This is a genomic window from Pseudomonas sp. GOM6, assembly GCF_029537485.1.
Classification (GTDB): domain Bacteria; phylum Pseudomonadota; class Gammaproteobacteria; order Pseudomonadales; family Pseudomonadaceae; genus Aquipseudomonas.
In genome coordinates this window covers 1-22,811 of sequence record NZ_JARPUS010000005.1, presented here as the reverse complement: position 1 = coordinate 22,811, position 22,811 = coordinate 1, and the positions used below count along the sequence as shown (strand labels likewise).

Sequence of the window (22,811 nt, the reverse complement as noted above, 5' to 3'; positions counted from 1 at the left end):
GCCCCCTCAAATATGCAAGGGGCACAAAAAAGCCGGCTTCACGCCGGCTTCGGATCCTGCAGCCTAAGCCGCGTGGTGCTTTCGTACCTGCTCTTTCAGAGCCTGAGCATCGGCGCACAAACGAGCCGTTGGGTTCGCAATCAGCCGCTCCAGGCCAATTGCCTCGCCCGTTTGAGCGCACCATCCGTACTCGCCATCAGCAATGGCGCGAAGGCTAGTTCGAATTTCGAGAAGCGACTGGTTTGCACGATCGATTGTACGACCGAGCATCGAGCGGGTTTCTTCGACAGTGCCCAGATCACTGACATCCGAAGGATTGCCGAGAGCGCCGAGCTGTTCACGAGCAACTTCCAGCGCCTCAGTCTTCTCAAGAGCCAGCTTGACCAGCAGCGCTTTGAAGTACTCAGTCTGCACAGCGTCCATGTAGTCGGATTCGGGCATTTTCAAAAGGGCTTCTTTGTCCATACGGACCTCTCGCAAAGTGGAAACAGGTGGATGCCGCCTGCGATGCCTGCAGGCGTGGCATGAGCTCCATGGAATCATTAGATCAAACACATGCAACCGGGATGGGCTCAATTGCGCTCCAAATTGGTCTCAGTTTTCACCTCGTCTCTATCTGCCCTTTGAGAAGGGTCGAATTGCCGTTGCTGTTGGCCCGAACTGAGGCAACCTGAAGGCAGCACACAAAAACATGCAAGGACCTCCCCTATGCTTTTCCGGAACATGATTGCCTACCGATTAACCCAACCCCTCGCCCTTGAGCAGTCCGCACTCGAAGAGGCCCTGGCCACGAAGCTGGCGCGAAAGTGCGAGAGCCAAGAGCTGTCTACGTTTGGTTTTGTCTCGCCCTACGCCACCAAGGAGCTGGTTCGAAATGAACAGAGCCCTGCCCTGTCCATGTGGTCTGACAGCAGCAAGGCTGTACTGATCGCATGCCGACAAGAGGAAAAGAACATCCCGGGCAGCGTCATTCGCGAAGAAGTTGGTGACCGAGTAAAAGCAATCGAAACCGAGCAACTGCGCAAGGTGTACAAGAAAGAACGCGACTCCATCAAGGACCAGGTAACTCTGGAATTCCTGCCACGGGCGTTCTCTCGCAGCTCAATTACGATGGCCTATATCGACCTCGATCAGCAGATCATCGTCGTTGACGCAAGCTCCCACAAGAAGGCTGAGAACCTGCTGAGCACGCTCCGAGAGGCACTCGGCACCCTGCCCGTCCGCCCTCTTTCCGTGAAAATGGCGCCAACCGCGACATTGACCGACTGGGTCAAGACATCGGAGATACCGGCCGGGCTCTTCATGCTCGACACCTGCACTCTCACCGACATTGGCGACGATGGCGGCTCCGTAATATGCAAGACACAGGACCTGACCACTGATGAGGTCAAGGCCTTGATTGGCACCGGCAAAATCGTGACCAAGATGGCCATCGCCTTCGAAGACAAGATGAGCTTCGTCATCGACGACAAGCTAGCGATCAGCAAAGTGAGGTTCGAGGATCTGCTGGTAGACAACAGCAGCAAAGAAGCCGGCGACGACATGAACGCACAACTTGAAGCCTCCTTCATCCTGATGGTGGAAACCAACCGACTGATGCTCGCAACGCTCATCGAGGCTCTCGGCGGTGAAGAACTGCCCCAGGCGCTCTAAGCTAAGGACCTGACTACATGCTAAGCCTTGCCCTGAGGGCATCTATCCTGGCGGGGGCCCTTATTGCGTCCCCCGGCTACACCTTTGCAGAAGTAACGATCGGCACCTGGAACATCCAACGACTGGGTCATAACAACCAGAAGAGCTTCCCCAAGCTTGCGGAGGTGGCAAGCAAGGTTGAGTTCCTGGCCATCCAGGAGGTAATGACCGAGGATGCCGTAGCCAAACTCGAATCAGCCGTAGAAAAGATTACCGGCACGAGTTGGTCCAGCATTCAATCCCACGCGATCGGCCGAGGCAGCTACAAGGAGCACTACGCCTTCATGTGGCGGGACGACGCCGTAGCGTATGAAGACGGTGCGGTGACGTACCTGGACCGCGGGGACACCTTTGAGCGCGAGCCGTTTTCGGCCCGATTCCGCGACCTCGATGACAATCAGTTGTTCGCCGCCGCCACGGTCCACATCCTGTACGGCAAAGATACTTCTGACCGAACACCTGAGATCAAAGCGCTGGCCGACTATTGGTCCTGGCTGGGGGATGTCTACGAGAACACCCCAAACCTGTTCCTAATGGGCGACTTCAACATGCCTCCCAGCGACCACAGCTGGCGACCATTGAAGGCCCACGCCAAACCCCTGATCACCACCGGCGCCAGCACCCTTTCATCCAAGGAAGGGAAGTTCGCATCTCTGTACGACAACATTTGGGTAAGGCGGGTAGGAGGACCTGCAGTAGAGGCATCCATCGTCCTGAACTACCCAAGGCTGATAGGCTGGAGCCACACCAAGAGCCGTAAGCACGTTTCAGACCACGCGCCTGTCCTGGCCCAGGTCAAACTCAGTTCCTCTTCGCCAGGAGCAGCATCGGCAGGTTTGGCCAGTGAACTGTTCCGGCACCGGGAGCGCGAGGGTAGCGACTTGTTGCCGTCGACTCTAGCAACTGCTGGCAGCCCCATCATTGGGAACAGGAACTCGCAGATCTACCACCGGCCAGACTGCCCAAGCTACAACGCGGTATCGGCAAAGAACCGGGTTGAGTTTGTGACTGAAGATGCCGCTTCTGAGGCCGGCTATAGACTGGCCGGGAACTGCCCGTAGTAGTGGAACTATCGGGACTTTTTGACGCCCCTGCGAGTCTTCCCAGGGGCTTTCTGCTTACCTCTACCCACCTGAGCAGTCAGTGGAGTGGTTGCGGCTCCACGGGCTCCAAGCCTCAACTGCAGCTTGGATTTAGCGGCCTGGGGCATCCTCACATTATTCCGTTTCATTGCTCTACGCCGGCGCTGCACAACGCCCTCAGGAGCATCAAATTCCTCTAAACGAACGCCCAGCATGAGGCGCCGGCACCAGACAAGGCGCAACAGGCCATTCTCTCTGTCAGGATGCACTGGGGCACGGTCTCCAGCTTCAATCAGCGGGGACAGAGGGCCAATCCCGCCAATAACTGCTGGTTCAAAGCGGAAGCTCCACTGCTGCGCCTGCCAATCCATCCACTCAAGTCTTTTGACATCAGCTAACGCAGCTCGACTCCTGGATTGACGCTCTGCATCTGCAGCCGCCCAAATGGCCTCCAGTCGCTCAATCTCCAGCGACCTCATTTCAAGAGTATCCGTTGCCTGTTCGATTTCCTGCAGGAGCTCACCGATGCGGCTGCGGAGTTCACCGGCAGAAGTAACTTCTGTCAGGAGGCTTTCCTGAAGATCTGCCAGCTCTGATGTCAGCTGAGCAACCAGCTCAGCATCACGCCTTGCCTGGTCAAGCTGCGCTTTGCGTTGCGCCCGCTCCTCTAGGGTCTCTGCGCCAGGCGACAGGATCGTTATGAGACCAGGCTCTGAGCTTCTGCCATCGGCAAGATGCACTCGGTAGGGTATGGCCGCACGGCCCTGCCAGTCATCGTCGGGCATAAATACTAGGCTGGCGCCGAAGATTGAGGCCTCACCACCAGCAACCGTCCCGGCGAGTTCGATGCCCCTTGCAGAGCCGATTCCAGGCAAGCTCTTCTCAAGGTCGAACTCACCAAAATCCGGCTCCGACATTCTCAGTGTCACAGAGCCGGCAACGATAGGTGCAGACTTTTCATAGCAAAACTCGAACACAGAGCTTTTGCCATTGAGCCTCGATACTGCCTTCTTCTCCAGGCCCAAGCTGTAAAGCCGACCATCAACAGGGAGCGTCGGTGCCCTACTGGGAGAGGTACTAGAGGCCCGTAGCTCACCGTTGAGATAGAGCCCGATCCCGTCAGCATCTGCCTTAAAGCAACTGCGGCAGTCGTCATAGCCAGGGGTTGGCTCAAACTCGCAGATAACGGATGCGGAGGATGCTCCAGCAAATGTTGCTGTCACTATTGCCGCGAGCATTGGGGTCAGTCGAAGTGGGAGCATATCGGTCTGCCGGTAAAGTGAGCCCAGCTTAGCGCTGGCAATCGCAGGCAGGCCTTCAGTTCCGCCCCGGAAATGGCCCAGATCGGCAGAGGTTTTAGGGCGAAAAAAAACCGGCCCCGAGGGGCCGGCTTTGGCTAAGCATTGCGATTCTGGACCACTCGTAAAGCCTCAACGACCGCGGCAGTGCGCGGATTGTCGAGGCTGAAGTTGGCCTCAATCTGATCAGCAAGCTGATCGAAGCTGTAGCGATGGGTCTTGAGATCCGGCGGCTGGAGCAAGAAGCCGAAATCGACCAGAGCCATCGTTACCAACTCTCCCTCATCACCAGTGGCCTGGAAACTATCAACACCCACTGTCTTAAGGTGGACGATAATCGGCTTGAAAGAGGAATCCATTTCAAGCCTCCAGCAACTGTTGAGACGGCTGCATGATGCCCAGCGACACCAGGTAGTCCTTCAAGCCTTCCATGTCGTGCTTGTTCGCCATAAACCCATCTTCGAAAATCTCAAAACCAGAGATTTCGAATACGGATTTTTCGTAGGCGTTCCGCACGTCAGCATAGAAGTCACCGCGCTCATCGAGGTTGATGTAGTAGCTCATGATCGAACCGACCTCAGGCTCATTCATCGACTCCGAACGAGACACCTGATAATCACGGGACACGGGATAGTTCGTAGTTTGCATGGTGCTTCTCCAGGTTAAAGGAGAGGCATCCCCCCACCAGGGGAGAAAGCCCCCCGAGGGTTTATTTAGTTCGAGCCGCCACGACCGAACAGGCGGTCGAGCAGGAACATCACAAACAGCGCAACGGCAAGGACCCCAAGGAACAACGCCGAAGTGAAAACCGGCTCTGTTTGGAATGAGGACAAGATCATCGCGAGGAAGTACTGAAGCAAAATCATGTGCAGGAACTCCTGAGTAGGAGGACAGCACAAGCCCACCGGGCTTAGCACTGCCCAGGTGGGTTAGATTTCTTTGCGGGGTGACCATCACCGAGAAGGCGGAAGGTCTACTGAAGTGCTGGTAAGGCCAGCTTCCTATTTCGAGGACTCGGCATCGAGACCACGAAAATCAGGGCTCCAGATGGAGCAGAGAGGTGCTGCTAGGGGACGCAGCTGTTGGATCTAATATACCCAGCAACTAGCACCCCTGTCCACGTCCGGCCAGGGGCGCAATGGTTGTCGGTTAGTCGACAACACCGACCGGATCAACGCCGGTGCGATTACGGGAGTCGGCTTTGCCGGCGATCAGATAGACCAGTGCTGCAGGCTTGTTTTTCCCAAGCTCAGCGACAAGGTCTTCGACCGTAAAAGAGCTCCCGGGTAGAGCCCATACATGCGGGTAGAAGTGAAAGATGTGGGCCTTGAAGCCACCCATCTGCACCGGCGCCATGCCTTGAAAGTATTGAGTGCGTTTACGAGCCAAGGACATGCCAACACGACCATTGCCCTGAGATGCTGTCGGAACTTCGATTACGAACTTGGCACTACCCTGGCCAGGTTTGTCCACCTGCTGATGGGGCAGAGAGCGCATTTGACCGAGCCAATCACTCCAGCACGATTGCAGCGCGGCACTGGCATCAAAATCGGCTTGCGACTTGTAGCAGAGGAAATGCGACCAGGTAGTACGGGGGTCAGCATTCTCGCCAGCTGCGCTCATGCCCGCCAGCGCACCTAATACGGCCAGCCCGCCATTCCCCGAGCCAAGACCAGCGGTGATGATGGAATCAGCAGCATTCGGGCCGCCTTGATGACTTTGCGGCTTTAGGTCGCCCGGGCCACCGTAGGTAGGACGCATATAGAGAGGCGTCTCAATGATAGCGACCTTGACCGTGCTGTTATAGGTCAAACGGCCCTCGGGGAACCAACTGAGCTTCGGGTACCCGAAAAGGGCCATGGCCTTTTCAGTTTGAGTCTCATGGACACTGAGATCTACAGGCTGGGCATTGATCCAACGATCAAGACCGGTATCCCGGGGGCGATAGCTGACATTTACACCCTCAACCTGGGTGGAGAACTCAGGCGGCCCCATGCCAGCACAGCCATGAAGGAGCGCGGCACTTGCGATAGTCAGGGCGATTCGAATAGCAGTTGATTTGATCATGGTGTGGTCTCCTTTTGAGTCTATTTTCCACACTTCTCGGAGGATGCAAGCCCATGGGCGGACCGATCCCTGATACAGAAATAACGAACCCGCCATAGGGCGGGCCGTTAAATTACCGCTAGCCTAATTGTGATTAGGCCGGGAGACCATTGTTGAAGGCCTTCATGCCTTTAACACAGGTGACGATGAGCCAGATGGCCCAGGCGAGCAGGATGAAGAAGCCCACGATAATGCCAGCGGTCACCCAGCCGACAATGCAGCAAACCAGCCCGATCCAGAAAGTACGGATCTGCTTGCTGTAGTGGGAGTCGAGGACCGTGTCCTTACCCTTGTTGATGTAGGCCATGACGAAGCCGATCAACGCAGTAATCGGCAGGAACAGGCCTGCCAGATAGAGGATGTAGATGTAAAAGGCGGTTTTATCCTGCGGCGCTTGACCGGCGACTACTTGGGTTTCCATTTTCGCTATTTCCTTCTTCAGTTGATGTCGTACTTCTTATCGACCTTGCGCTTTTGCAGGGTGTACTCAGCAATGCCAAGATCGCCTGATTCCAGGCCGTCATCCAAGGCGCTGACTTCCTTCTCGTGCTGCTTCTTCACGTGCGCCTTGGTGGCGTAGTAGTTGATCTCTTGCGAGGCCTCGTAGCCGCTGACCGGGTCCCACAGGATCGAAAGCGGCCAGAACAGGAGGTTGACCACGCCGTAACCGTACTCACGCCCGTAGAAGGAACCGCCTCCGGGCAGCAGGCCCAGAGCAGCGCCCGCGGTTGGATTCTTTTCCCGCACGGCCAGGCCACTGGACTCGTAATCGCGCAGCTCTGCTTTCTGGGCCGAGTTCAAGCCCGAGGCACAACCGGTCAGATTAAGTGCGGCGATAACACCGCCTACAACGATGAGTTTCTTTACAGCGTTCAAATCATCATCCTTCTTATAGATACGGCGCCTGTTTGCGCCACCGAAGACAGTTTCCACGGGTCCGGACTTATGCAAGGTGCCAATTTGCACCCAAAACAGGGGCGGGTTCGGTTGAATCGCCGGCTTGCGGCCACGCTCACCAGGAGCTGGGTAGATGAACGAAGTAATGGAAGTGTTGGGGCAAGCGAAGGTGCTTGGCCGTCGCTATTACCAACTCACAGGGAAGCCTCTTGGCATCACCGGTGAGGTAGCGGAGTACGAGGCGGCGAGCCTACTGGGACTGGACCTCGGAGCCGCCCGCCAGGCTGGCTTCGACGCGATTGAAATCAAGGATGGCCACCCAGTACGAATCCAGATCAAAGGCCGGTGCATTGCGAGGAATAAGAAGAAAACCGGCCGAATGGGCACCATCGATCTTAAGCAGCCCTTCGACACCGTAATGCTGGTGCTACTCGATGAGGACTTCGAGGCCTTCGCGATCTATGAAGCCACTCGTGAAGCGGTGACTGAGCTGATTACTCGGCCGGGCTCGAAGGCTAGGAATGAGCGCGGATCCGTGGGAATTAGTCAGTTTCGAGCCATCAGCGCCATACGCTGGCTTAGGCAGCCAAAGTAACTTCTGCCAACTCAAAGCGCTTCCGCGCCCGCGCCCGCGGCAGGCGGCAGGCGGCAGGCGGCAGGCGGCAGGCGGCAGATCAAAGCTTGGCGTAAAAGGCTGGTGCAAACTGCGCACGCACATGCAGCACTGAACGAGCACCATCGGAGGTGGACTTCAGGCGAAAGGTGCCGTCATTCATCGTGACAGTGAACTGCTCACCCGCCTCCGAAAGTGCGCCAGCCGGAAGGGCTTTGTTGAGCTTCGCCCATATCTCCTGACGAACTGATGCCGTAGTCATAAGGGCTCGCACGGAGCCAAGAGCGGCAAATCCCAGGTGCAGAAAGCATTCCCTGGCGATCTGCTTATGGGAGTCCGTATGGCTTGGCGCCTCTTTGAAGACGACACGTCCCGAATACTTGGTCTGGCCATCTGGCTTCTTCACTGACTCGACCTGGTGATCCTTGTACTCGATCGAGATGCCGCGAAGGTAGTTGATGACGAAGTGAGTAACCTCCTGAACGCTGCTCAGGAAGTCATGGTCATTTGCTTGGGCTCTGTTTTGCTGCACGGTAGCTTCTGTCAATTTCAGGATTCCACGTCAAGGGCAGCGCCGGCCAGGTAAGGTGCGATTGCGCTAAAGAGCAGCTTGCTGAAGAGCTCAGACTTCGCCTTCATTTCTGGCTGCAGCGCCACAGCGGAAGCGATCGCGCCACGGACTTGAGCCTCAGTTTCAGCGCTCACACCTGATTTCTGCATCACCGGCGTGGTCTCGATGCGCTGAACGCCGGCCAGCTCTCCGAGCAAGGGAAGAACCTCAACCAGAGCATCCGCGAACAGCTGCCCCGTTTCACCTGTAGTTCTTACCAGGAATATCGGCTCATCTCCCGCATAGATAGCTGGGCGATCGTTGTATTCGTCCTGAGTGAGGGTCGTGGTTGGCAGTTGCTGAACAATCTGCGAAATGCGTTCGAGCGTCTGGTCCATGGTCAAATCTCTCGTGAGGCTTTAGAGAGCATCATCCCCTACTTCCAGGAGATGCAAGCCCAGCCCCGGGCCGGCCAGCTGCCTAGAGGCCACACTATCAAGGCGGGCCCCATTCGCCATAGGCATTTAGGCCCCAAATGACGACCAGGGGCTTCCAGTCTGAACGAATAAATCACCGCACATGTGATCAGGAGGCAATTGTTCGTTACATGCCATCCGATCCTCCGGACTGGCCGGGGGAGCCTCATCATTGCCTAATTGCTCCGAGAAAAGGTCCAGCTGGATCTCCTGTCGCTTACCCATGATGACCTGCTATTTCGGATGTTTGAGTAGTCGCACCCGGACATTGAGAGATCTCAGGCGCTCGATTGCAGCCTGCTGCATAGCAGTGGGCTGATCAACGAAAAACACTGCATGGGTTAGATCCGCGGGTATCGAGTCGCGGCGCGGGTGCAACTGGAGTGCCGAGATTGCGAGGTCCAACCGGCCGGCCAATTCAACAGCACCTTTTCCGGCGCAGGCATCCCCTTGAACAATCAAATGCTCAACACGCGTAGGTCCAAGTAGCTCGACAAGCTTCTTTTGGTGGCCGAGGGTGAGCGGCGAACCAAGGGATGAAACAAGGAGGTTGCCTGCTACTGGGGCAATCTTCACTTGTCGGTCCTGGCGAACGAACCATATTCCTGCCTTACATGACCGGCAGGCGTAGACCTTCCCCTCCACTACCTTCGCATGCATCCGCTTACCGAGCCTTATTTCAGGCTTGCACTCACACCGGTAAACGAACTCCCTATCCGCTACTCCGGAAACGTCCATGGTGTGCGTTCGGCTGGGGTCTGCTCGGAAGACATCACTCATGATGGCCTTCCACTCCACTCCGTGCGGTTTGATCTTTGGCCCGTACTGCTGGCGAGCCACGACGTGAGCAACCTCATGAGGAACTGTTCGGCCAATGAACGAAGAGGGGTTTTTCTCAAGCAACAGACGGTTGTACCGAATCCTGAAACTGCCATCTTTGCAGAAGACAGCCTGGCCGGCACAAGTCCCTTTCAGGTCAAAAGTTACTTCTGAAAGCAGAAACTTTCTGGCGAAGTGCTCCCCTGCAATACGCATGCAGTGATTCGTTTTTCTAAGGGCTTCAACAACAACGTCCATAAGGAAATGATGCACTGACCAACTACTCGAAGCAGGGAAAACCGGTCCCAAACCAGGGCCAGACTCGCCACACCCGAAGCGAATGAACGCACATCCTTAGGGGCTCAAGCCTAGGAGGATCAATATGCAATTCATATCGCTGGAAAAACGCTCCGACTTCAGCCTTCCGGCATTTTTTGCCGGATGGGCAGTGCTCGCCATGCTCCCTGGGCTGATTGTTTGGATGCTCGGTATTGGCGTGCCCCGTATCGAGCTCTTCCCTGCACCGATCGTGTCAGTGGTCACCTATCAAAGCGCGGCATACGCCTCGATTGTCACCGCTTTTGGGCTCGGACTCCTCGCTGCATTCCGTCTAGCTGCAGGTCTAAGGGTTAAATCGACCTCCACCTTCTGGAGGTCCATCTGCCTCCTCGGCGCACTGGCTGCACCTTCACTGGCAGGCGGCTTCAACCCGTTCGAATACAACAACATCGTCACACGCGTGCTTTATGAGCTGGTCGCCATTGGTGACTGGGTGACAGTCTCGCTTATGGCCATCAGTACAAGCTTCGGTTTTGCCGTCTGCATGGCCTTGTGCTTCGCAAAAGCTAACTAGGCCATTGCATATCTCAAACTGGTGAGAGCATTGAGGTGTAAGGAGACCCCAATGCACCTCAACAGATCAGCCCTTTGCTCAATAGAAGCCCAGCAGACCGCTAGACTGTTGCTGGCCGGCAGCCCAGTACCGCCAGAGTTGTCGATGCACATTGGGGCCGCCGGCGAGATTCTGGCCGCATTCGACCAGGGCTGGTTTGTACTGCCTGCCTGGCAATCAGGGCACTACAGCCGCTCACAGTTTGAAGGTATCCGCCGGCAACTGGAGCGCCACCCCGCTATCCCCGCGGCAATAGCTGCTGCAGAGAATGCAAAGCGCCATGCTCTGGCGACATTTCCAGGGCCAGAATTTGAGCTATTCGGTTCACGTAACACCCGACTCCCCTGCCCGGTCGTGATGGCCAAAAATGCTGCCTATAGCTGCCCACGATTGCCATTTGAGTTTCGTGCAAAGAGCTTCACGGCTCATGACCTGTGCGACTGGATAGAAGACGTTGGCAACAACTGCCGAAGGGCAGTCGAGCTGAGCAATCTGCTTTGCTCACCTGGGCTTCTCGACCCACTACAAGAAATGCAGCCCAAGCTGGAATCGCTCGCGGGCACCCCGATGGCTTGCTACATAGAGGGAATTGTCTGCTCAGTTCACTCTAAATTCCTGTCCCGCGATGAGGCTCGATGCCTTAGCGACGTGACTTATGGGCTCAGGCCTGCAGGAACATTCGTGGAACTGCTGAAGAGGAACGCTGAGCAACGCGCCAGAGATAGCAACCAGTACTGGACAAGGATCCGCCGGAAAGTCGCCCAGCTGGCGGGGTTCATGGCAGAGGTTGAGTCATACAGCCATGCAAGCCTAACAAAGCGACTCCGCTCGGAATTCGGTCCGCGATATCAGGTCTGCAGAACGAAGAACCTGGACTGCACCCGCTATGTTGTTGAGATTGATGAAGCCATGCCCCTGGGGCAAACATCGCATGCTGCAAGCCCCTTTGAGCTGGCTAACTGGGTTATCGCGCTCGACAACAAGCTACCGAAAGACCTTAACTCGGTTGGAGATTTCTACGACGCCTGCAACTCTGCCGATGCAGCCATAAGCCGCATGCGCGAAGACACAGCGGCTGCCGGCTGAAGACTCTGACAAGCTGTCACAGGTGTGTCACAGCCTGTGACACAAGCGCTAGAAGGCCTTGAGAAGGACTTCACTATCGTCGGCGAGCATGCGGTCCACAGCCTCAGACAGGACACATCCGGCACCGGCCCTCTCCTCTGCATCGAGAAGCTCTACCTCTTTTCGAGCTCGCTCTAGCGCCACAGCAAACTGATCAAGCTCAACCTTGTACTGCGCCGAGTGAGGAATCCGCTCCAGATAGTCAATTCCGCGCTCAATAGTGAGCACTGCCTTACGAGGGTTGCCGGCGTTCATTTCGCGCAGTGCTTGCCCGGTATAGAGCTCGATGTTCACCATTATGCCAAGCCGGGTGAGGACGCCAGTCCAGCGCTGCAGTTCATCAACAGTGCATAGGCGCTCATCAGCTGCGTACCGAATAACGCGGTTGACTACCTTGAGCTTGTTGCGGACATCGACAGCGACAATCTCATTGGTGACCGGCCTGCGCCGATTTTCACGCATCTCTTCCTCAGGACGGGCCAGGGCTTCAACAAGCCCCTGGATGTGAGTATCTCGGCGTGCTGACCTATCACCCAGGGCACGCAACTGCCCGGCCAAGGCTAGCTCCACCTTGAGGAGAAATTTCTTGAGCTCAACACTCATGAACTGGGCGGGAATCGCACCAGATACATGGCGAATCCTCTGCATAGCCTTATCAGTAGCGGCCCTCTTTTGCACACGCGTTTCGTTATGCCGGTCAACGATGGACATCGCATACATAACCAGGGCAAACACCCCAAGAATGGAGACCATCACTCCAAAGAATAAATTACTCAGCAAGGCACACCCCTCCAGGCTTATTGAGGTTAGTGTGCAAGGCCTGAAGCCCGTTCGGATGGAAGTCTGACCCCTTTGGGGGGCTTAGGCTTAACCGGGGCCGGAAACTCAACAGCAATCAAATGCTTGCGCAAATAGAACGGCGCCGGCAGAATCAGCGCTCCTTCTGCAGTTGCTTGGTTCGACTGCTCGGCCTCGGCCACTAGCTGCCTGCAGCACATCTTGCGTCACCCCGCCTTAATCCCTCAGTAGTGAGCCTTTGGCTCTAAGCTGTACGGACACTTCAAAGACATCATTCAGTTCCATGCCGAGCTTTCGGCTTGGGATTCGTCATTGCAGCTCAGCAATGCACCTGGTGCGCCAGGAATCAGTTTCTATACGTCCAGAAGGGTCCGCCTCACCCACAATCGAGCGCTCGTAAGAGCGGCGTCAGCTTGCTGATGTGCTAGGTCCGCAGTCGGTGCCTAGGGCCAGGGATGCCCGAATAACAACTGCAGATGAAGATAGTCGCAGTTACCCGCACTCATGGTTTCGACCAAGGGGCAGCGTGTAACACCTCCACCCTGCTTGACAGGGTTCCCCTTGAATGGGGCGACTAGGCTGATTCAACCACCCTTTCGCGAGGGGAAAAAAAGACCCCGGCTTAGGCCGGGTTTTTTTTCGCCTCGAAGAAAGGAGGCTTCCGACTGAATACCGCCAGCAGGCAGGCATAGAAGAGCCATCCGAAGTAGCTGGCCAGCAGCAGGACAGTACCCCCGATGTTCACCGTGGCGTCTATCGAACGGGCGGTGAACTGCAGCAGAACACCCAGGATCACCAGGAGTCGCAGTGGCGACAGAAGTAACTTCTGTCGGCGGGTCAGCCCTTCCTGAATCGACTTCGCTTCCTGCCGACTGATTGTCCGGCTCAACACCAGCGCGACCAGATGCGGTTCAAACCGGCCGCCCATGATGACGAACATAGGCATGAACATCATCTGCTGCTCGATCGCCGTGGTCAGAAGCATAGGCAGCATCGGGAGCTTATCGGCAGTGAACAGCTTTGAGTGGAACAAGAGGTTCGGCAGATCTCCAGCCCGAAAAGCGGCAATGTCGGCCAGCACCAAGTTCATGAGGATCAACAGATTCAGCGTCAAACCAATGCCGATCGCCAGCGGCGCAGCATATCTCCAGAACCGGTACGCCACATCAGCCCAAGCAGCCGGGCCGACCATCCAGCGATCATTGCGGTCAAGCGCACCACGGGCAAGGCCAAAGACAACAAAGATCAACGGAGAGAACATGCAAAAAAGGTGGAAGGCAGCCTTTCCCACCATCAGCAGAACCACGACAGCCAACGAGGCCATCAAGCACGTAATCAGCAGGTAGGCAGGAATCAAGCGCAGGAAGACGGGAACCGCCTCCAGAACTGCATGAGACCAGCCTTTCATGAACGCTGAAGGAGTGCTTCTAGAGCTGGCGCTGAAATAATCCATTGACCCAATCTGGAAGGTTCGAAGACAAACAACCGGGCCGATACTACCAACAAACTAGCCCCCAAAAGGGGCCAGTTCTCCGATTCCGGGCCATGGTCATCTGGCACGATGATGATGGAACGAGGCCTATAAGCCCCGCGATATCCATTTGAGCCTGGAATGATTGAGATGCAAGAGACCTCAGCACATACGAACAAGATGACCACTGCAGCACTGTGCCTGGGGATAGGCCTGGTGATCGCCGCAGGGACTTATCTCGGATGGAGGGAGTTCATTCAGGACAAGATCATCAAGTGCGAGTTCGACCTCGGCGATGTCCACTTTGATGTTCCAGACATCGGTCAACGCCTCTATTGCCCGGACAACGCCGCGCATAGAGGGAGTGGATCCTAAGGGCACCAGAACTCAGCTATGGGTTCTGGCGCCACGCCTACTCAGGCTTCTTTGCGCAAAGCTGCTCTCCAGTTTCGTCGCCGGTCAACGCAACCAGGGTTAGCATCTCGCCCTGATTTCGAACGACCCATAGGCATTCCTGGCCGTCCTTGAGGATCATGCCCTGTTCTCCGACAGGGACCGCCATGATGTTGAGGGACGAATAGAGCGAAGCATCACTCATACGATCATTCTCTCGGCCATCTTCAGCGGCGATAGCAGTCACAGCAAAAAGCGACGCGATCAACAAAACTACAGCCCGCATACCTCACCTCTTCTGTTAGCAGTTCAAACAGGACAGTCAGCCGATCACCGTCCAGATCCATTCGTTCTTGGTCTCACCCTTTCGCTTCATCTGAACCAGCATGGTCACGTGATGGGTAATCCAAGCCAGGGCCTCTTCTTTCAGACGCATCTTGGTCGCGGCGCCCTTCCAGAACATCTCGTCGACACCCAGGATGATCTTCGTCGCGACAGACGCAATGAAATCCGGAGAAAAATGGGTCGGGCTTTGGCTTGCAGAAATTAGGCATAGTCCGAACTTCCTGGCCTCTTTTGCGATCGTGTTGATGATGTTGTCATCATCATCGTCCGCGTAGATGTGGGCCTCATCGAGGATGATCACATCGCGGATATGACTCTGCTCACCACGCTGAACAGCGGCATTGAATAGCTCCTCCAGCTTGAACAATACAAAGAGCTTGCGCTCGATCATCGACAAGGCGTGGATGTTGTAGTGCCAGATCGGGGCAGAGCTATCGAAAGGTGGAGGAGTCGACTTGAAGATTCCAGATGCGTTGAGGTTTGAAAGACGATCCACTACAGACTTAAGAACGTCTGTGCTGTCATACTTCATCAGCTGATTTAGCTCAGCACCTGTGGCAATCGCATTTGCGTAGTTGCTATAGGCATCAATGGCCTTCTGCTTGGCCTTCTTCAACTCCTCGGTGAGCTCATCGTCCTCAAGCTGGGTCTCGCCCTTTTTCAAGGACGAGATGATTTTCCTGCGGTAGGTCGCCGCGGCACGATTGGCCACTTCAAGATAGGAGACAGCCTCAGCGCCCGTACCAAGAAAGCTCATCTGCAGCAGGTTCTGCGCGACCCGCAGTGCGTCGCTGATAGTGGGGTGCGTCCTGCCGACCAGCTTTGGTGGCCACCTGGTTATAGGGCCCTCGTAAGCGGATACCGGCACCCACCATGACTTCAGGTGGGGCCCACCCCACCGCGCCCCTAATGCCTTGGCCTCTTCCTTTTCATGGATAGGTACGTCGATGAACTGCTTATTGGGATCACCATCGGTCAGCGGCACTGCAGTGTTCGAGTAGACGGTCCAGGTAGATGGATCGTCGACCTTGAAGCCATTGGCCGTGTACAGGTCGAGCAGCAGATTGCGAAGCACCGCTTCTTGTTTTACGCCCATGGTTTTCATGGACTTGTTCATGGTCGCCATGAACGACTGAATGCGCTTACGCACACCACCGAAGTGGGGGTCTGGGTTTACCGCCAGAGGATTGAGGCCATAGTCGGTTTGCTCAGAGAAGCGGACCGATGAAGCGCCATCGACACGGATATCGCCGTGCACATCAAAAATGTGGATCCGGGGAACATCGGCCCCGGCGGACTGCAGCATGTGGTAGATCATCTTGCGGAGCGTGAAGGTCTTTCCGGAGCCAGACATACCGATAATCAGGGTATGACCATTCACCAACTGCTCGCTGTCCCAAATGACTGGGGCCTTCTCGCCCCGCTTGTGGGCGCTAATTTCATTTCCGAAGCGGATCTGCATCTCAGAGGATTTCCGGCCAATCTCAATTTGGCCAGACTACTCAGGTCAACTAGGGCGTTGGGGTTGATTCGGCCCCCTTAGAGGGACCGAATAGAGACCGGTACAGAGGCCCGGCCGGCCGTTATACTGCGAGCTTGAGTGCAGTGATTAGGAGCAGATCGGATATGGAACACGTTGAGTCAGGGGGCCTGGCCAAGCAGCTTTTGGCGTTGTGAAACTGGCGCCAGCCGAGCTGATCCCAGTGAAAATCGATATCACTTATGCGGTCCTTTACGGACTCGGGATTTGCGCCATATCAACCGCTAGCCAGTTTGCCGTTCAACTGCTACTGGGGTGCAAGCAGAGCATCTTCCAGGCAAGTGGCGGGTGAGATGGACAACGACCAGTCATTTGCCCTTCGGAGAAAGTACTTCGAATCAGGCTGTCTCTGCATTCACCAGGCGAAGACACTGCAGTTAGCGCCGGCGGACTGGACGGACTTGCAGGCGACGGCGTATTACGAAAAGAACTGCCGCTGTAGCCGCAACTACGCACAAGACACCCTATCGACTTACCTCCAGAAGGTTGCTGAGTTCAAGCAAGAGGGGCGCAACCTGCTGGCCTTCACAGCGCCATGTTGTAAGAGCGTGCTGGAGGTCCCCGCCCCCGCTCAAAGCACAACTGCGCGGGCTGACCTGGACTGCCCCTTTTGTGGAGCCTTGCTCGCCCTAGAGATCACATTCAACAGCGCCCTGGGCTCAATCAGGCCCAAGGAGTGACCGAGCCTACTCTGCGGCAACAGAGCGCAGGCCGGAACTCTTGAACCTCAACCGCGTCATCATCTGGTCGGCCGTGCCGCTGGAAGCGGTAAGTGCCTCTATAGCCTCAATGGGGCACCCTCCGGACTGGTCGAAAACCGCCTCAGACCACTCAACGACCCCCTGGGAGGCGGCCTGCAGAAGCTTCTCAAGCGCCAAGGCAGTGAGATGGAATCCCTGGGCTTTCCACGCTGCCGGGCATGACATGCCATCTCCCGCAATCCCCACCATCTGGGCAACGCCAAGGGTAAACCGTGGGTAAATGGCTACGACCAGGAGCGGATGAGCCAGGAAGCCTGCCTCACTGAATTCAATTAGCCGGTCTGAGACAGCACCAGCAAGCTCAATCACAAGCCCTTCGAGCTCGATTTGGTCAATGAACACAGCCTCTTCGCCTAAAGCGAGCGACAGAGGCTCAAGGTATTTCGGAAGGTCTACCAGCGTCCGCATCACAACCTCAATCAGAATGATGGGCCGAGGGTACCCCGGCGGGCAAAAGTGCAACCGGTGCGCCGGTCGGCTATCTCCAGTAAGACAAAGGGCCGCAAAGCGGCCCATTGAACTGGAGAACCGATTCAGCGGAGGACGAGGCTCTGGAACGAGCTCACACGCTGAGTGACTGCAGTGACGGCTTCAGCAATTACGCTCGCGCCCAGCTTGCGAGCAAAAACGTCGAAGCGGTTTTCTTCTACGGTGTAGTCCACCAGGTCTTCCGCCTTCACAACATCACGGGCGACGGTCTCAACACTCCCCAGCTCATCGATGAGCCCAAGCTCTTTGGCCTGCTCTCCCGTCCAGATCAGACCAGAAAAAACATCATCATGGCCATCGAGCTTCAGCCGGTCGCCGCGGCCCTTGATGACCTCACCGATGAACTGCTGGTGGGTTTTCCCCAGCACACCGCTCCAGAACTCGATCTCCTCAGGGTTCTCAGGCTGGAATGGGTCAAGGAATGCCTTGTGCTCACCGGAGGTGTAGGCGCGGCGCTCAACGCCTACCGTCTTCATGAGGTCGACATAGCCGAACGAGGCAGCAGTAACTCCAATCGAGCCGACCAGGCTTGCCTTGTCCGCGTAGATGTCATCTGCCGCCGCGGCCATGTAGTAGCCGCCCGATGCGCCCAGGTCCCCGATCACAGCGTGCAGCTTCTTGGCCGGGTACTTGGCCCGCAGGCGATGAATCTCGTCAGCCACCTGGCCAGCCTGTACGGGGCTGCCACCAGGGCTATTGATGTACAGGATGATCCCTTTCGCGTTCTCTGCTTCGAAGGCGTTTCGCAGGGCCTGATTGATCATCCCGGCGCTGGTCATCGAGTTGTCGGTGATTTCACCTCGAACGTTGATCACAGCCGTATGCGGCTTGCCCGTCGCATCTACCGAGCCCGAACTGAACTGGGAGAAGGCAAATATGCTGCCCACCAGGCCTAGGGCACAGAAACGGTAAACCAGCTTCCAGCGTCGAGCACGGCGCTGCTCGGTAACCGAGGCCATCGCCACTTCTCGAAGAATCTGCAATTCGTTGCTCACAACAGCACCTGCTCAGGGTTTTGATGCTGTAAGCATGCCGTGCTGGAAAGCGATAAAGCCGGCAGTTAGGCCCCTTAGAGGGGACAGATAAGTTCGTGAGTTGCATTCCAGGGGGCGCAGGCAAGATGTCTTGAAACCCCTTGGAATCCATATCAATGACCTGGAACGTAGCGTATCACTCCGGCATGTCCTCTCAGTCTGACTTCCGCGCATGCGTTATGACGGGAGCTGCTGCAGGCGTTGTTGCCGGACTGTTGACCACGCAGCATCTCTTCGGCGCCATTCCGCGCTTCATCAGAGAAGGCGGCAAGCTCTTCATCGACTCAGGCGCATTTACTGCGTTCCGCAAAGGGGAGCCGATGGACTGGGCCACCGTGTTTCGCAAATACAACTACGTCATAGAGTCCACTGAGGGCTCTCCGAACGTAACCATCGTGGCACCTGACGTTGTTGGCGACCAGGATGCAACGGTGGCGCTGTGGCAGATGCATCGCGACCTCATACGGTCCTGGATCGACAGTGGCGTACGCGTTTTGATGCCCCTACAGCGGGGCGCTCTGCTGGCACACGAACTCCTGCAGGAGGCGATATCACTGCTTGGCACAGATCGATTCTGCGCTGGCATCCCGAGTAACGAGGCCGCACTGCCGCCAGATCAGTGCGCCCTCCTGGTTCATCACGACTTCCACATCCTTGGACGGGTCGTACTGACCCCAGAAGTGGAAGAAAAGGTCCGGGCACTTCGGGCAGCAAATCCAGCAGCCACCCTGACTGCCGATGCAAACTGGTTGCGCTCTCGGACCAAGAAGATCCAGCGGGTGCAGAAAGACCTCGCCCAAGACCTATTCTTCTCAAGGCGGTCCCGAGCTGTTGCCGCGGTGCTTGCCGAGGAGGCCTACGCGGCTCCATAGGAGTCGCCTAGCCCCGACCCTATCTGATGCACCGCCCACACCCGCTATATGCGGGTGGCTGTCATGATCGCTACAACAACACCGGTACCATCGAACTGGTCATGGAAATTGTCTGACCACTTCGTCTCCCATCCTGCCCCCAAAAGATCCTTTCCTCGCATCGAGCCAGGCAGAATTGCCACCAAACGCCCGCCTGGCTTCACCAATGAGGCACTGGTTGTGACATGAAGGAGCGCCCGCCCCTTCGAGAAGGGAGGATTAGAAACCACCTTGTCGAACATGGGGGCGCTCTTGGCCCACTCGATGAAGTCCGCATTGATGGCAGTGAAGCCCTTCGCCGCGAGTACCTTCGTGAAAAGCCCGGACACCTCGACGCAGGTTGTCTGGTCTTTCGGCAAGTGCTCGGCGAGGCCTCCCAGACCGGCCTCAGGCTCCAGCACTGTTTCACCTGGCTGAATATCGGCCTCAGCCGCCGCCGCCGCGCCAAGCTCGTCCTTGGTGGGGAAGAACTGGTGCGAGATGTGGTCTGGAATAGTCCGAGTCAGCAGCAGGTGATCAATCACCTCAGCCGGATCGTAGTCGAACTCAAACCAGTGAAAGGCATTCTCGCTGCACTTCACCCCGCCAATCAGCTGCAGGATTTCCGCGCACTGCTCGGAGTAGCCGCCCTTGAAATAGCGGACAAACTCGCAATCGGTGAAGCGGCGCTGCTCCCAACTGTGAAATCCAAGGAAGTTCCTTCTCCCCATTTCAGCAATCCGCCCCACAGCCGCAAATGGCAGAGGCTTGCGCTCCAGAGGGGTCTCAGCTCTCTTCCGCGCCTTCGGCTTGGATCGCAACTGACTGGGTATGGCTGCAGGGTAGAGGTTGGCCAGGACAGCGTTCAGGCGCCAAGCCAGGTCCTGACCGATTTCGATATGGCAGTTGGAGTTTTTGAACAGCTTGATACGCCACCCACCACCATCAACCTCCACCCACTCACCGAATCGATGACGCAGAACGGAGAGCATTTGCGATGTATAGCAATCCACAGGTTCTTTATCCCCCTGGATTCGAGCTATCACCTTCCGAAGATCTTCGATGTACCCAGCCTTCTCGCTATCCACCGAACCGTACTTATCAAGGACACCAGTCATAATCAAACGAGCTGTGAATCCCTCAGGGCGCTGGCTGATATGGGTCTTGGAGAGCTGCCGGAAGACTCCATCAACACGCTCCGAGAAATATCGCAGTCGACTGCTGAGCAGGTCGATGATCGTGGAAACGACGGTATCCCTGGTGAAGTCAGGTGTTTTGTGGGTTCGAATAATCTCTTGCCACTCAGACCGCCTGGCTTGAGGCATTGACTCCAGAACATCAGTAGCAGCCAGTGCCTTTTCCCAGTACTCAGCATCAAGGGCTTTGACGCCAGCTTCCGCATCAAAGTGGGACGATGGCACCGAATAGCAATCACTTTCACGGGCACGCGCAGCCTGGTTGAAGTAGTACAGGGCACCACTTAACCCTCCCTGACCATTGATTGCCTCGGCCACGGAAACGATGTTTAGACGCTCCTGTTTGTACCGATCCAAGAGCTCATAAACAACCCCGCTTTCAACCGGCTTGTAGGATCCTTCTAGGGCCAAGGTTGCCTCGGCAAGATCCTCAGATATGGACTGGCTAATTGGAAGAAGTGCAGTCATGAAGCCCCCTTTTGGTAGTGGCTCCATCCTCCAGCGTTATTGAGAAATGCAAGTCTCTTGACCCGCGTGCGATTCAGCCCCTATTTGGGGGCGGGATCAGACCTTTTTCCGACTGGCTTAAGTCCAGAATGGCACTATTGAATTGCTCACCGGAGCCACACTCATGAAACCGAGCCCGTATCTCAATGGCGTCAGCCTGCAGGAGTTCTTCCCCTTGCTGGCCAAGCTTGGGCAGCAGATCCGCATGCCAGTAGTCGCCTTGTCGCTGAATACAGTTGGGGGCGGCCGAGGTACCGACATCGGAATCATCGAGTTCACCGCGGTGACAATCGGCCATGGCGGCAACGCCAGCCAGGTGAACCTCAAGCTAGCACCCGGAGTGAATGCCACCGAAACTCGCGCATCAGAGGCCGGAGCTTCGCTGAACTTCCAATCGATCTATGACACCGTTTCAAAGGCATTCGCAACGAGCCTCGTCATCGGCTTTGGCACAGCCCTCTATGATGTCCCAGTTATCTACGGACAAATGGTGCGTTACGGACTGCCGATCATTGCGGCCCGCAATCAGATCGACTTGAGGGATGTTTGGCAGAAGCAGGTCAAGGCCAAGGGCGGACTGTCTGATGCCGCGAAACACTATGGGGTAGAGTCTAAAGCCAGCGATGCCTTAGTTGCCGCAAGGGTGCTGGAGGCGATGCTTTGGCGCCATGGCAGCGAGGCAGTCCTGTCAGAGCTCCAGTGCAGCCTTAGCAGTTATCTCACCCCCGACCAGGTGATAAAAGCGCCCGACCCGGTGCCGCCTATTACCCCAGACAGCCAGGCCGGGAAATCACCAAGGAAGGGGACCTGGCCACGAACCGGGAACAAGAGAACTTCCCCGGGATCCGTTTCGCCTCCAAGTAGCCATCAGCCGGCAAAGAACGAGACCCTGATTGCGACATTGAAGCAAGCGATCAGCAAAGTCGTCGAACGCCACGGCCTGGTGCGCCCAGTTCACCTGCAGGAAATAGCAGCAGCCATGAACTGGAACGAAGCTAAAACCTCGATCGAGATAGGCACGCTCCTGACCCAGGGAAAAATCAACGCCAAGCCCTTCGCCATCCCAGAGCAGCAGGCGTTGCTTGAGCTCCACCTTCCAAATGTTCTCAAGGGCATGAAGGAGGTGAAGCTGAAGCCCATCCGCGAGGCCATCCAGCAAAAAACCGGACATGATGTGGAGTTCATCCAGATCAGATTGGCGCTCAAGACCCTCAACGTCAGGCTTGAGTAACCGTGGAATGGCCTTTCACGGCCTCAAGAAGCAACTTCTTGTGAAGGCAGGGTAACTGGGCAGCTCTTTTCGATCTCAGCGATGCGATATGCGCCAGACTTCCGAATCTGCGAGTAGATGGTGGCTCCGAGGGCCAGGCCATCGAATCCCCGTGCAAAGCATCCGGCCTCACGCTCGATCGTGTAGTGGCTGAAGCCCCGCTCCCGATTGTCGATCCAGACCGAGGCGTCGCGCTGGGTCACTACTGCATAAAGGCTTTTCCAAACAGCAGCTCCCATCGGGCCACCATGCTGAATACCGCCGTAATGCTCAACGAACTGTGGAAGTAGCTCCCAGAGCGCTGACTTAAACGCTTCAGCATCTCCAGTTGATGGAAGCTCAACTCGGTCCCAAGCATCACCATCAACGGCCATAAACCAAACGATTGCCTTCTGAAACGGCAATGCCAGGTCTGAAAAGCGGTGAATGGAATAGCCTTCTGCGAGAACAGAATCCAAGCGGCTTTGGAAAGGATTCATAAAGCACTCCTCGGTCGATAAGAGGGTGCTTTCCCCAAGGGGATAAACACCCCCGTGGGTTGCGGCCGGACGGCCAGTAGGTGCTGCG

General features: G+C 56.4%; 28 protein-coding genes. 9 read left to right on the top strand and 19 right to left on the bottom strand.

The genetic code is table 11. From position 1 onward, the window contains the following. Positions 1-63: 63 nt before the first annotated feature. A complete protein-coding gene (locus P7A97_RS07365; RefSeq protein WP_277689276.1) occupies positions 64-465 on the bottom strand; it encodes a TraR/DksA family transcriptional regulator in 402 nt (133 codons plus the stop codon). A gap of 243 nt (positions 466-708) precedes the next feature. Here P7A97_RS07365 and P7A97_RS07360 point away from each other — a divergent pair, with 243 nt between their 5' ends. Both P7A97_RS07360 and P7A97_RS07355 read left to right on the top strand, forming a co-directional pair. Continuing rightward, a complete protein-coding gene (locus P7A97_RS07360; RefSeq protein ID WP_277689275.1) occupies positions 709-1,653 on the top strand; it encodes a recombination-associated protein RdgC in 945 nt (314 codons plus the stop codon). 17 nt (positions 1,654-1,670) lie between these two features. Next, positions 1,671-2,753: an Ada metal-binding domain-containing protein gene (locus tag P7A97_RS07355; protein ID WP_277689274.1), complete on the top strand. Its 1,083-nt coding sequence runs from the start codon at positions 1,671-1,673 to the stop codon at positions 2,751-2,753. 8 nt (positions 2,754-2,761) lie between these two features. Here P7A97_RS07355 and P7A97_RS07350 read toward each other — a convergent pair whose 3' ends face one another. The 7 genes from P7A97_RS07350 to P7A97_RS07320 all read right to left on the bottom strand — a co-directional run bounded on the left by P7A97_RS07350 (position 2,762) and on the right by P7A97_RS07320 (position 7,033). Beyond that, the gene (locus tag P7A97_RS07350; RefSeq protein ID WP_277689273.1) at positions 2,762-4,036 is read right to left on the bottom strand and encodes a hypothetical protein; all 1,275 of its coding nucleotides are present in this window, start codon (positions 4,034-4,036) and stop codon (positions 2,762-2,764) included. A gap of 134 nt (positions 4,037-4,170) precedes the next feature. Beyond that, positions 4,171-4,431 carry a hypothetical protein gene (locus P7A97_RS07345; protein ID WP_277689272.1) on the bottom strand — a complete coding sequence of 87 codons (261 nt, stop codon included), beginning with the start codon at positions 4,429-4,431 and terminating at the stop codon, positions 4,171-4,173. 1 nt (position 4,432) lies between these two features. Further along, positions 4,433-4,720 carry a hypothetical protein gene (locus P7A97_RS07340; RefSeq protein ID WP_277689271.1) on the bottom strand — a complete coding sequence of 96 codons (288 nt, stop codon included), beginning with the start codon at positions 4,718-4,720 and terminating at the stop codon, positions 4,433-4,435. A gap of 65 nt (positions 4,721-4,785) precedes the next feature. After that, on the bottom strand, positions 4,786-4,938 hold the full coding sequence (locus P7A97_RS07335) for a hypothetical protein (protein WP_277689270.1): 153 nt from the start codon (positions 4,936-4,938) through the stop codon (positions 4,786-4,788). Positions 4,939-5,221: 283 nt separating this feature from the next. Beyond that, positions 5,222-6,139, bottom strand: coding sequence for a hypothetical protein (locus P7A97_RS07330; protein ID WP_277689269.1), 918 nt, complete (start codon positions 6,137-6,139; stop codon positions 5,222-5,224). Between the two features lie 133 nt (positions 6,140-6,272). Continuing rightward, positions 6,273-6,599 carry a hypothetical protein gene (locus tag P7A97_RS07325; RefSeq protein ID WP_277689268.1) on the bottom strand — a complete coding sequence of 109 codons (327 nt, stop codon included), beginning with the start codon at positions 6,597-6,599 and terminating at the stop codon, positions 6,273-6,275. A 17-nt stretch (positions 6,600-6,616) separates the two neighbouring features. Then, positions 6,617-7,033 carry a hypothetical protein gene (locus P7A97_RS07320; RefSeq protein WP_277689539.1) on the bottom strand — a complete coding sequence of 139 codons (417 nt, stop codon included), beginning with the start codon at positions 7,031-7,033 and terminating at the stop codon, positions 6,617-6,619. Between the two features lie 175 nt (positions 7,034-7,208). Between P7A97_RS07320 and P7A97_RS07315 the strand changes: the two genes are divergently transcribed. Then, positions 7,209-7,670: a hypothetical protein gene (locus tag P7A97_RS07315; RefSeq protein ID WP_277689267.1), complete on the top strand. Its 462-nt coding sequence runs from the start codon at positions 7,209-7,211 to the stop codon at positions 7,668-7,670. 79 nt (positions 7,671-7,749) lie between these two features. On the opposite strand, the gene P7A97_RS07310 is transcribed toward P7A97_RS07315, so the two are convergent. The 3 genes from P7A97_RS07310 to P7A97_RS07300 all read right to left on the bottom strand — a co-directional run bounded on the left by P7A97_RS07310 (position 7,750) and on the right by P7A97_RS07300 (position 9,791). Then, a complete protein-coding gene (locus P7A97_RS07310; protein ID WP_277689266.1) occupies positions 7,750-8,235 on the bottom strand; it encodes a hypothetical protein in 486 nt (161 codons plus the stop codon). Between the two features lie 2 nt (positions 8,236-8,237). Beyond that, entirely contained in the window at positions 8,238-8,636 is a 399-nt protein-coding gene (locus P7A97_RS07305) for a hypothetical protein (protein ID WP_277689265.1), read from the bottom strand. Positions 8,637-8,948: 312 nt separating this feature from the next. Beyond that, the gene (locus P7A97_RS07300; protein WP_277689264.1) at positions 8,949-9,791 is read right to left on the bottom strand and encodes a SprT-like domain-containing protein; all 843 of its coding nucleotides are present in this window, start codon (positions 9,789-9,791) and stop codon (positions 8,949-8,951) included. A gap of 124 nt (positions 9,792-9,915) precedes the next feature. On the opposite strand from P7A97_RS07300, the gene P7A97_RS07295 reads away from it, so the two are divergent. Together P7A97_RS07295 and P7A97_RS07290 are read left to right on the top strand one after the other, a co-directional pair. After that, on the top strand, positions 9,916-10,386 hold the full coding sequence (locus P7A97_RS07295) for a hypothetical protein (RefSeq protein ID WP_277689263.1): 471 nt from the start codon (positions 9,916-9,918) through the stop codon (positions 10,384-10,386). A gap of 51 nt (positions 10,387-10,437) precedes the next feature. Beyond that, positions 10,438-11,511, top strand: a complete 1,074-nt coding sequence (locus P7A97_RS07290; protein WP_277689262.1) for a hypothetical protein — start codon at positions 10,438-10,440, stop codon at positions 11,509-11,511. Positions 11,512-11,559: 48 nt separating this feature from the next. On the opposite strand, the gene P7A97_RS07285 is transcribed toward P7A97_RS07290, so the two are convergent. Further along, positions 11,560-12,330: a hypothetical protein gene (locus P7A97_RS07285; RefSeq protein ID WP_277689261.1), complete on the bottom strand. Its 771-nt coding sequence runs from the start codon at positions 12,328-12,330 to the stop codon at positions 11,560-11,562. A gap of 640 nt (positions 12,331-12,970) precedes the next feature. Further along, the gene (locus tag P7A97_RS07280) at positions 12,971-13,801 is read right to left on the bottom strand and encodes a hypothetical protein (RefSeq protein ID WP_277689260.1); all 831 of its coding nucleotides are present in this window, start codon (positions 13,799-13,801) and stop codon (positions 12,971-12,973) included. Between the two features lie 159 nt (positions 13,802-13,960). Here P7A97_RS07280 and P7A97_RS07275 point away from each other — a divergent pair, with 159 nt between their 5' ends. Next, complete coding sequence (locus P7A97_RS07275; protein ID WP_277689259.1) at positions 13,961-14,194, top strand: hypothetical protein; 234 nt, start codon at positions 13,961-13,963, stop codon at positions 14,192-14,194. A 37-nt stretch (positions 14,195-14,231) separates the two neighbouring features. Here P7A97_RS07275 and P7A97_RS07270 read toward each other — a convergent pair whose 3' ends face one another. Both P7A97_RS07270 and P7A97_RS07265 read right to left on the bottom strand, forming a co-directional pair. Next, positions 14,232-14,498, bottom strand: a complete 267-nt coding sequence (locus P7A97_RS07270; RefSeq protein WP_277689258.1) for a hypothetical protein — start codon at positions 14,496-14,498, stop codon at positions 14,232-14,234. A gap of 36 nt (positions 14,499-14,534) precedes the next feature. Beyond that, a complete protein-coding gene (locus P7A97_RS07265) occupies positions 14,535-16,019 on the bottom strand; it encodes a DUF87 domain-containing protein (RefSeq protein ID WP_277689257.1) in 1,485 nt (494 codons plus the stop codon). A 371-nt stretch (positions 16,020-16,390) separates the two neighbouring features. Here P7A97_RS07265 and P7A97_RS07260 point away from each other — a divergent pair, with 371 nt between their 5' ends. Beyond that, the gene (locus P7A97_RS07260) at positions 16,391-16,777 is read left to right on the top strand and encodes a hypothetical protein (RefSeq protein WP_277689256.1); all 387 of its coding nucleotides are present in this window, start codon (positions 16,391-16,393) and stop codon (positions 16,775-16,777) included. Positions 16,778-16,783: 6 nt separating this feature from the next. Here the strand turns inward: P7A97_RS07260 and P7A97_RS07255 are convergent, their stop codons facing one another. Next, positions 16,784-17,266: a hypothetical protein gene (locus P7A97_RS07255; RefSeq protein ID WP_277689255.1), complete on the bottom strand. Its 483-nt coding sequence runs from the start codon at positions 17,264-17,266 to the stop codon at positions 16,784-16,786. A 125-nt stretch (positions 17,267-17,391) separates the two neighbouring features. After that, positions 17,392-18,306, bottom strand: a complete 915-nt coding sequence (locus P7A97_RS07250) for a S49 family peptidase (protein WP_277689538.1) — start codon at positions 18,304-18,306, stop codon at positions 17,392-17,394. 191 nt (positions 18,307-18,497) lie between these two features. Between P7A97_RS07250 and P7A97_RS07245 the strand changes: the two genes are divergently transcribed. Next, positions 18,498-19,253: a hypothetical protein gene (locus P7A97_RS07245; RefSeq protein WP_277689254.1), complete on the top strand. Its 756-nt coding sequence runs from the start codon at positions 18,498-18,500 to the stop codon at positions 19,251-19,253. A 44-nt stretch (positions 19,254-19,297) separates the two neighbouring features. Here the strand turns inward: P7A97_RS07245 and P7A97_RS07240 are convergent, their stop codons facing one another. Next, entirely contained in the window at positions 19,298-20,935 is a 1,638-nt protein-coding gene (locus P7A97_RS07240) for a DUF4942 domain-containing protein (RefSeq protein ID WP_277689253.1), read from the bottom strand. Between the two features lie 163 nt (positions 20,936-21,098). Between P7A97_RS07240 and P7A97_RS07235 the strand changes: the two genes are divergently transcribed. Continuing rightward, positions 21,099-22,205, top strand: coding sequence for a hypothetical protein (locus P7A97_RS07235; protein WP_277689252.1), 1,107 nt, complete (start codon positions 21,099-21,101; stop codon positions 22,203-22,205). A 23-nt stretch (positions 22,206-22,228) separates the two neighbouring features. On the opposite strand, the gene P7A97_RS07230 is transcribed toward P7A97_RS07235, so the two are convergent. Continuing rightward, positions 22,229-22,811 (bottom strand): hypothetical protein (locus tag P7A97_RS07230; protein ID WP_277689251.1); only part of this gene is annotated, 583 nt, incomplete at its 5' end.

Bases quoted from the DNA above. Each gene is read 5' to 3' on its own strand.
- P7A97_RS07255 (WP_277689255.1), bottom strand. From the start codon at position 17,266: ATGCGGACGCTGGTAGACCTTCCGAAATACCTTGAGCCTCTGTCGCTC.
- P7A97_RS07270 (WP_277689258.1), bottom strand. From the start codon at position 14,498: ATGCGGGCTGTAGTTTTGTTGATCGCGTCGCTTTTTGCTGTGACTGCT.
- P7A97_RS07250 (WP_277689538.1), bottom strand. From the start codon at position 18,306: ATGGCCTCGGTTACCGAGCAGCGCCGTGCTCGACGCTGGAAGCTGGTT.
- P7A97_RS07355 (WP_277689274.1), top strand. From the start codon at position 1,671: ATGCTAAGCCTTGCCCTGAGGGCATCTATCCTGGCGGGGGCCCTTATT.
- P7A97_RS07240 (WP_277689253.1), bottom strand. From the start codon at position 20,935: ATGACTGCACTTCTTCCAATTAGCCAGTCCATATCTGAGGATCTTGCC.
- P7A97_RS07365 (WP_277689276.1), bottom strand. From the start codon at position 465: ATGGACAAAGAAGCCCTTTTGAAAATGCCCGAATCCGACTACATGGAC.
- P7A97_RS07330 (WP_277689269.1), bottom strand. From the start codon at position 6,139: ATGATCAAATCAACTGCTATTCGAATCGCCCTGACTATCGCAAGTGCC.
- P7A97_RS07345 (WP_277689272.1), bottom strand. From the start codon at position 4,431: ATGGATTCCTCTTTCAAGCCGATTATCGTCCACCTTAAGACAGTGGGT.
- P7A97_RS07275 (WP_277689259.1), top strand. From the start codon at position 13,961: ATGATTGAGATGCAAGAGACCTCAGCACATACGAACAAGATGACCACT.
- P7A97_RS07350 (WP_277689273.1), bottom strand. From the start codon at position 4,036: ATGCTCCCACTTCGACTGACCCCAATGCTCGCGGCAATAGTGACAGCA.
- P7A97_RS07290 (WP_277689262.1), top strand. From the start codon at position 10,438: ATGCACCTCAACAGATCAGCCCTTTGCTCAATAGAAGCCCAGCAGACC.
- P7A97_RS07280 (WP_277689260.1), bottom strand. From the start codon at position 13,801: ATGGATTATTTCAGCGCCAGCTCTAGAAGCACTCCTTCAGCGTTCATG.
- P7A97_RS07335 (WP_277689270.1), bottom strand. From the start codon at position 4,938: ATGATTTTGCTTCAGTACTTCCTCGCGATGATCTTGTCCTCATTCCAA.
- P7A97_RS07305 (WP_277689265.1), bottom strand. From the start codon at position 8,636: ATGGACCAGACGCTCGAACGCATTTCGCAGATTGTTCAGCAACTGCCA.
- P7A97_RS07300 (WP_277689264.1), bottom strand. From the start codon at position 9,791: ATGGACGTTGTTGTTGAAGCCCTTAGAAAAACGAATCACTGCATGCGT.
- P7A97_RS07360 (WP_277689275.1), top strand. From the start codon at position 709: ATGCTTTTCCGGAACATGATTGCCTACCGATTAACCCAACCCCTCGCC.
- P7A97_RS07325 (WP_277689268.1), bottom strand. From the start codon at position 6,599: ATGGAAACCCAAGTAGTCGCCGGTCAAGCGCCGCAGGATAAAACCGCC.
- P7A97_RS07265 (WP_277689257.1), bottom strand. From the start codon at position 16,019: ATGCAGATCCGCTTCGGAAATGAAATTAGCGCCCACAAGCGGGGCGAG.
- P7A97_RS07245 (WP_277689254.1), top strand. From the start codon at position 18,498: ATGACCTGGAACGTAGCGTATCACTCCGGCATGTCCTCTCAGTCTGAC.
- P7A97_RS07260 (WP_277689256.1), top strand. From the start codon at position 16,391: ATGGACAACGACCAGTCATTTGCCCTTCGGAGAAAGTACTTCGAATCA.
- P7A97_RS07235 (WP_277689252.1), top strand. From the start codon at position 21,099: ATGAAACCGAGCCCGTATCTCAATGGCGTCAGCCTGCAGGAGTTCTTC.
- P7A97_RS07340 (WP_277689271.1), bottom strand. From the start codon at position 4,720: ATGCAAACTACGAACTATCCCGTGTCCCGTGATTATCAGGTGTCTCGT.
- P7A97_RS07315 (WP_277689267.1), top strand. From the start codon at position 7,209: ATGAACGAAGTAATGGAAGTGTTGGGGCAAGCGAAGGTGCTTGGCCGT.
- P7A97_RS07295 (WP_277689263.1), top strand. From the start codon at position 9,916: ATGCAATTCATATCGCTGGAAAAACGCTCCGACTTCAGCCTTCCGGCA.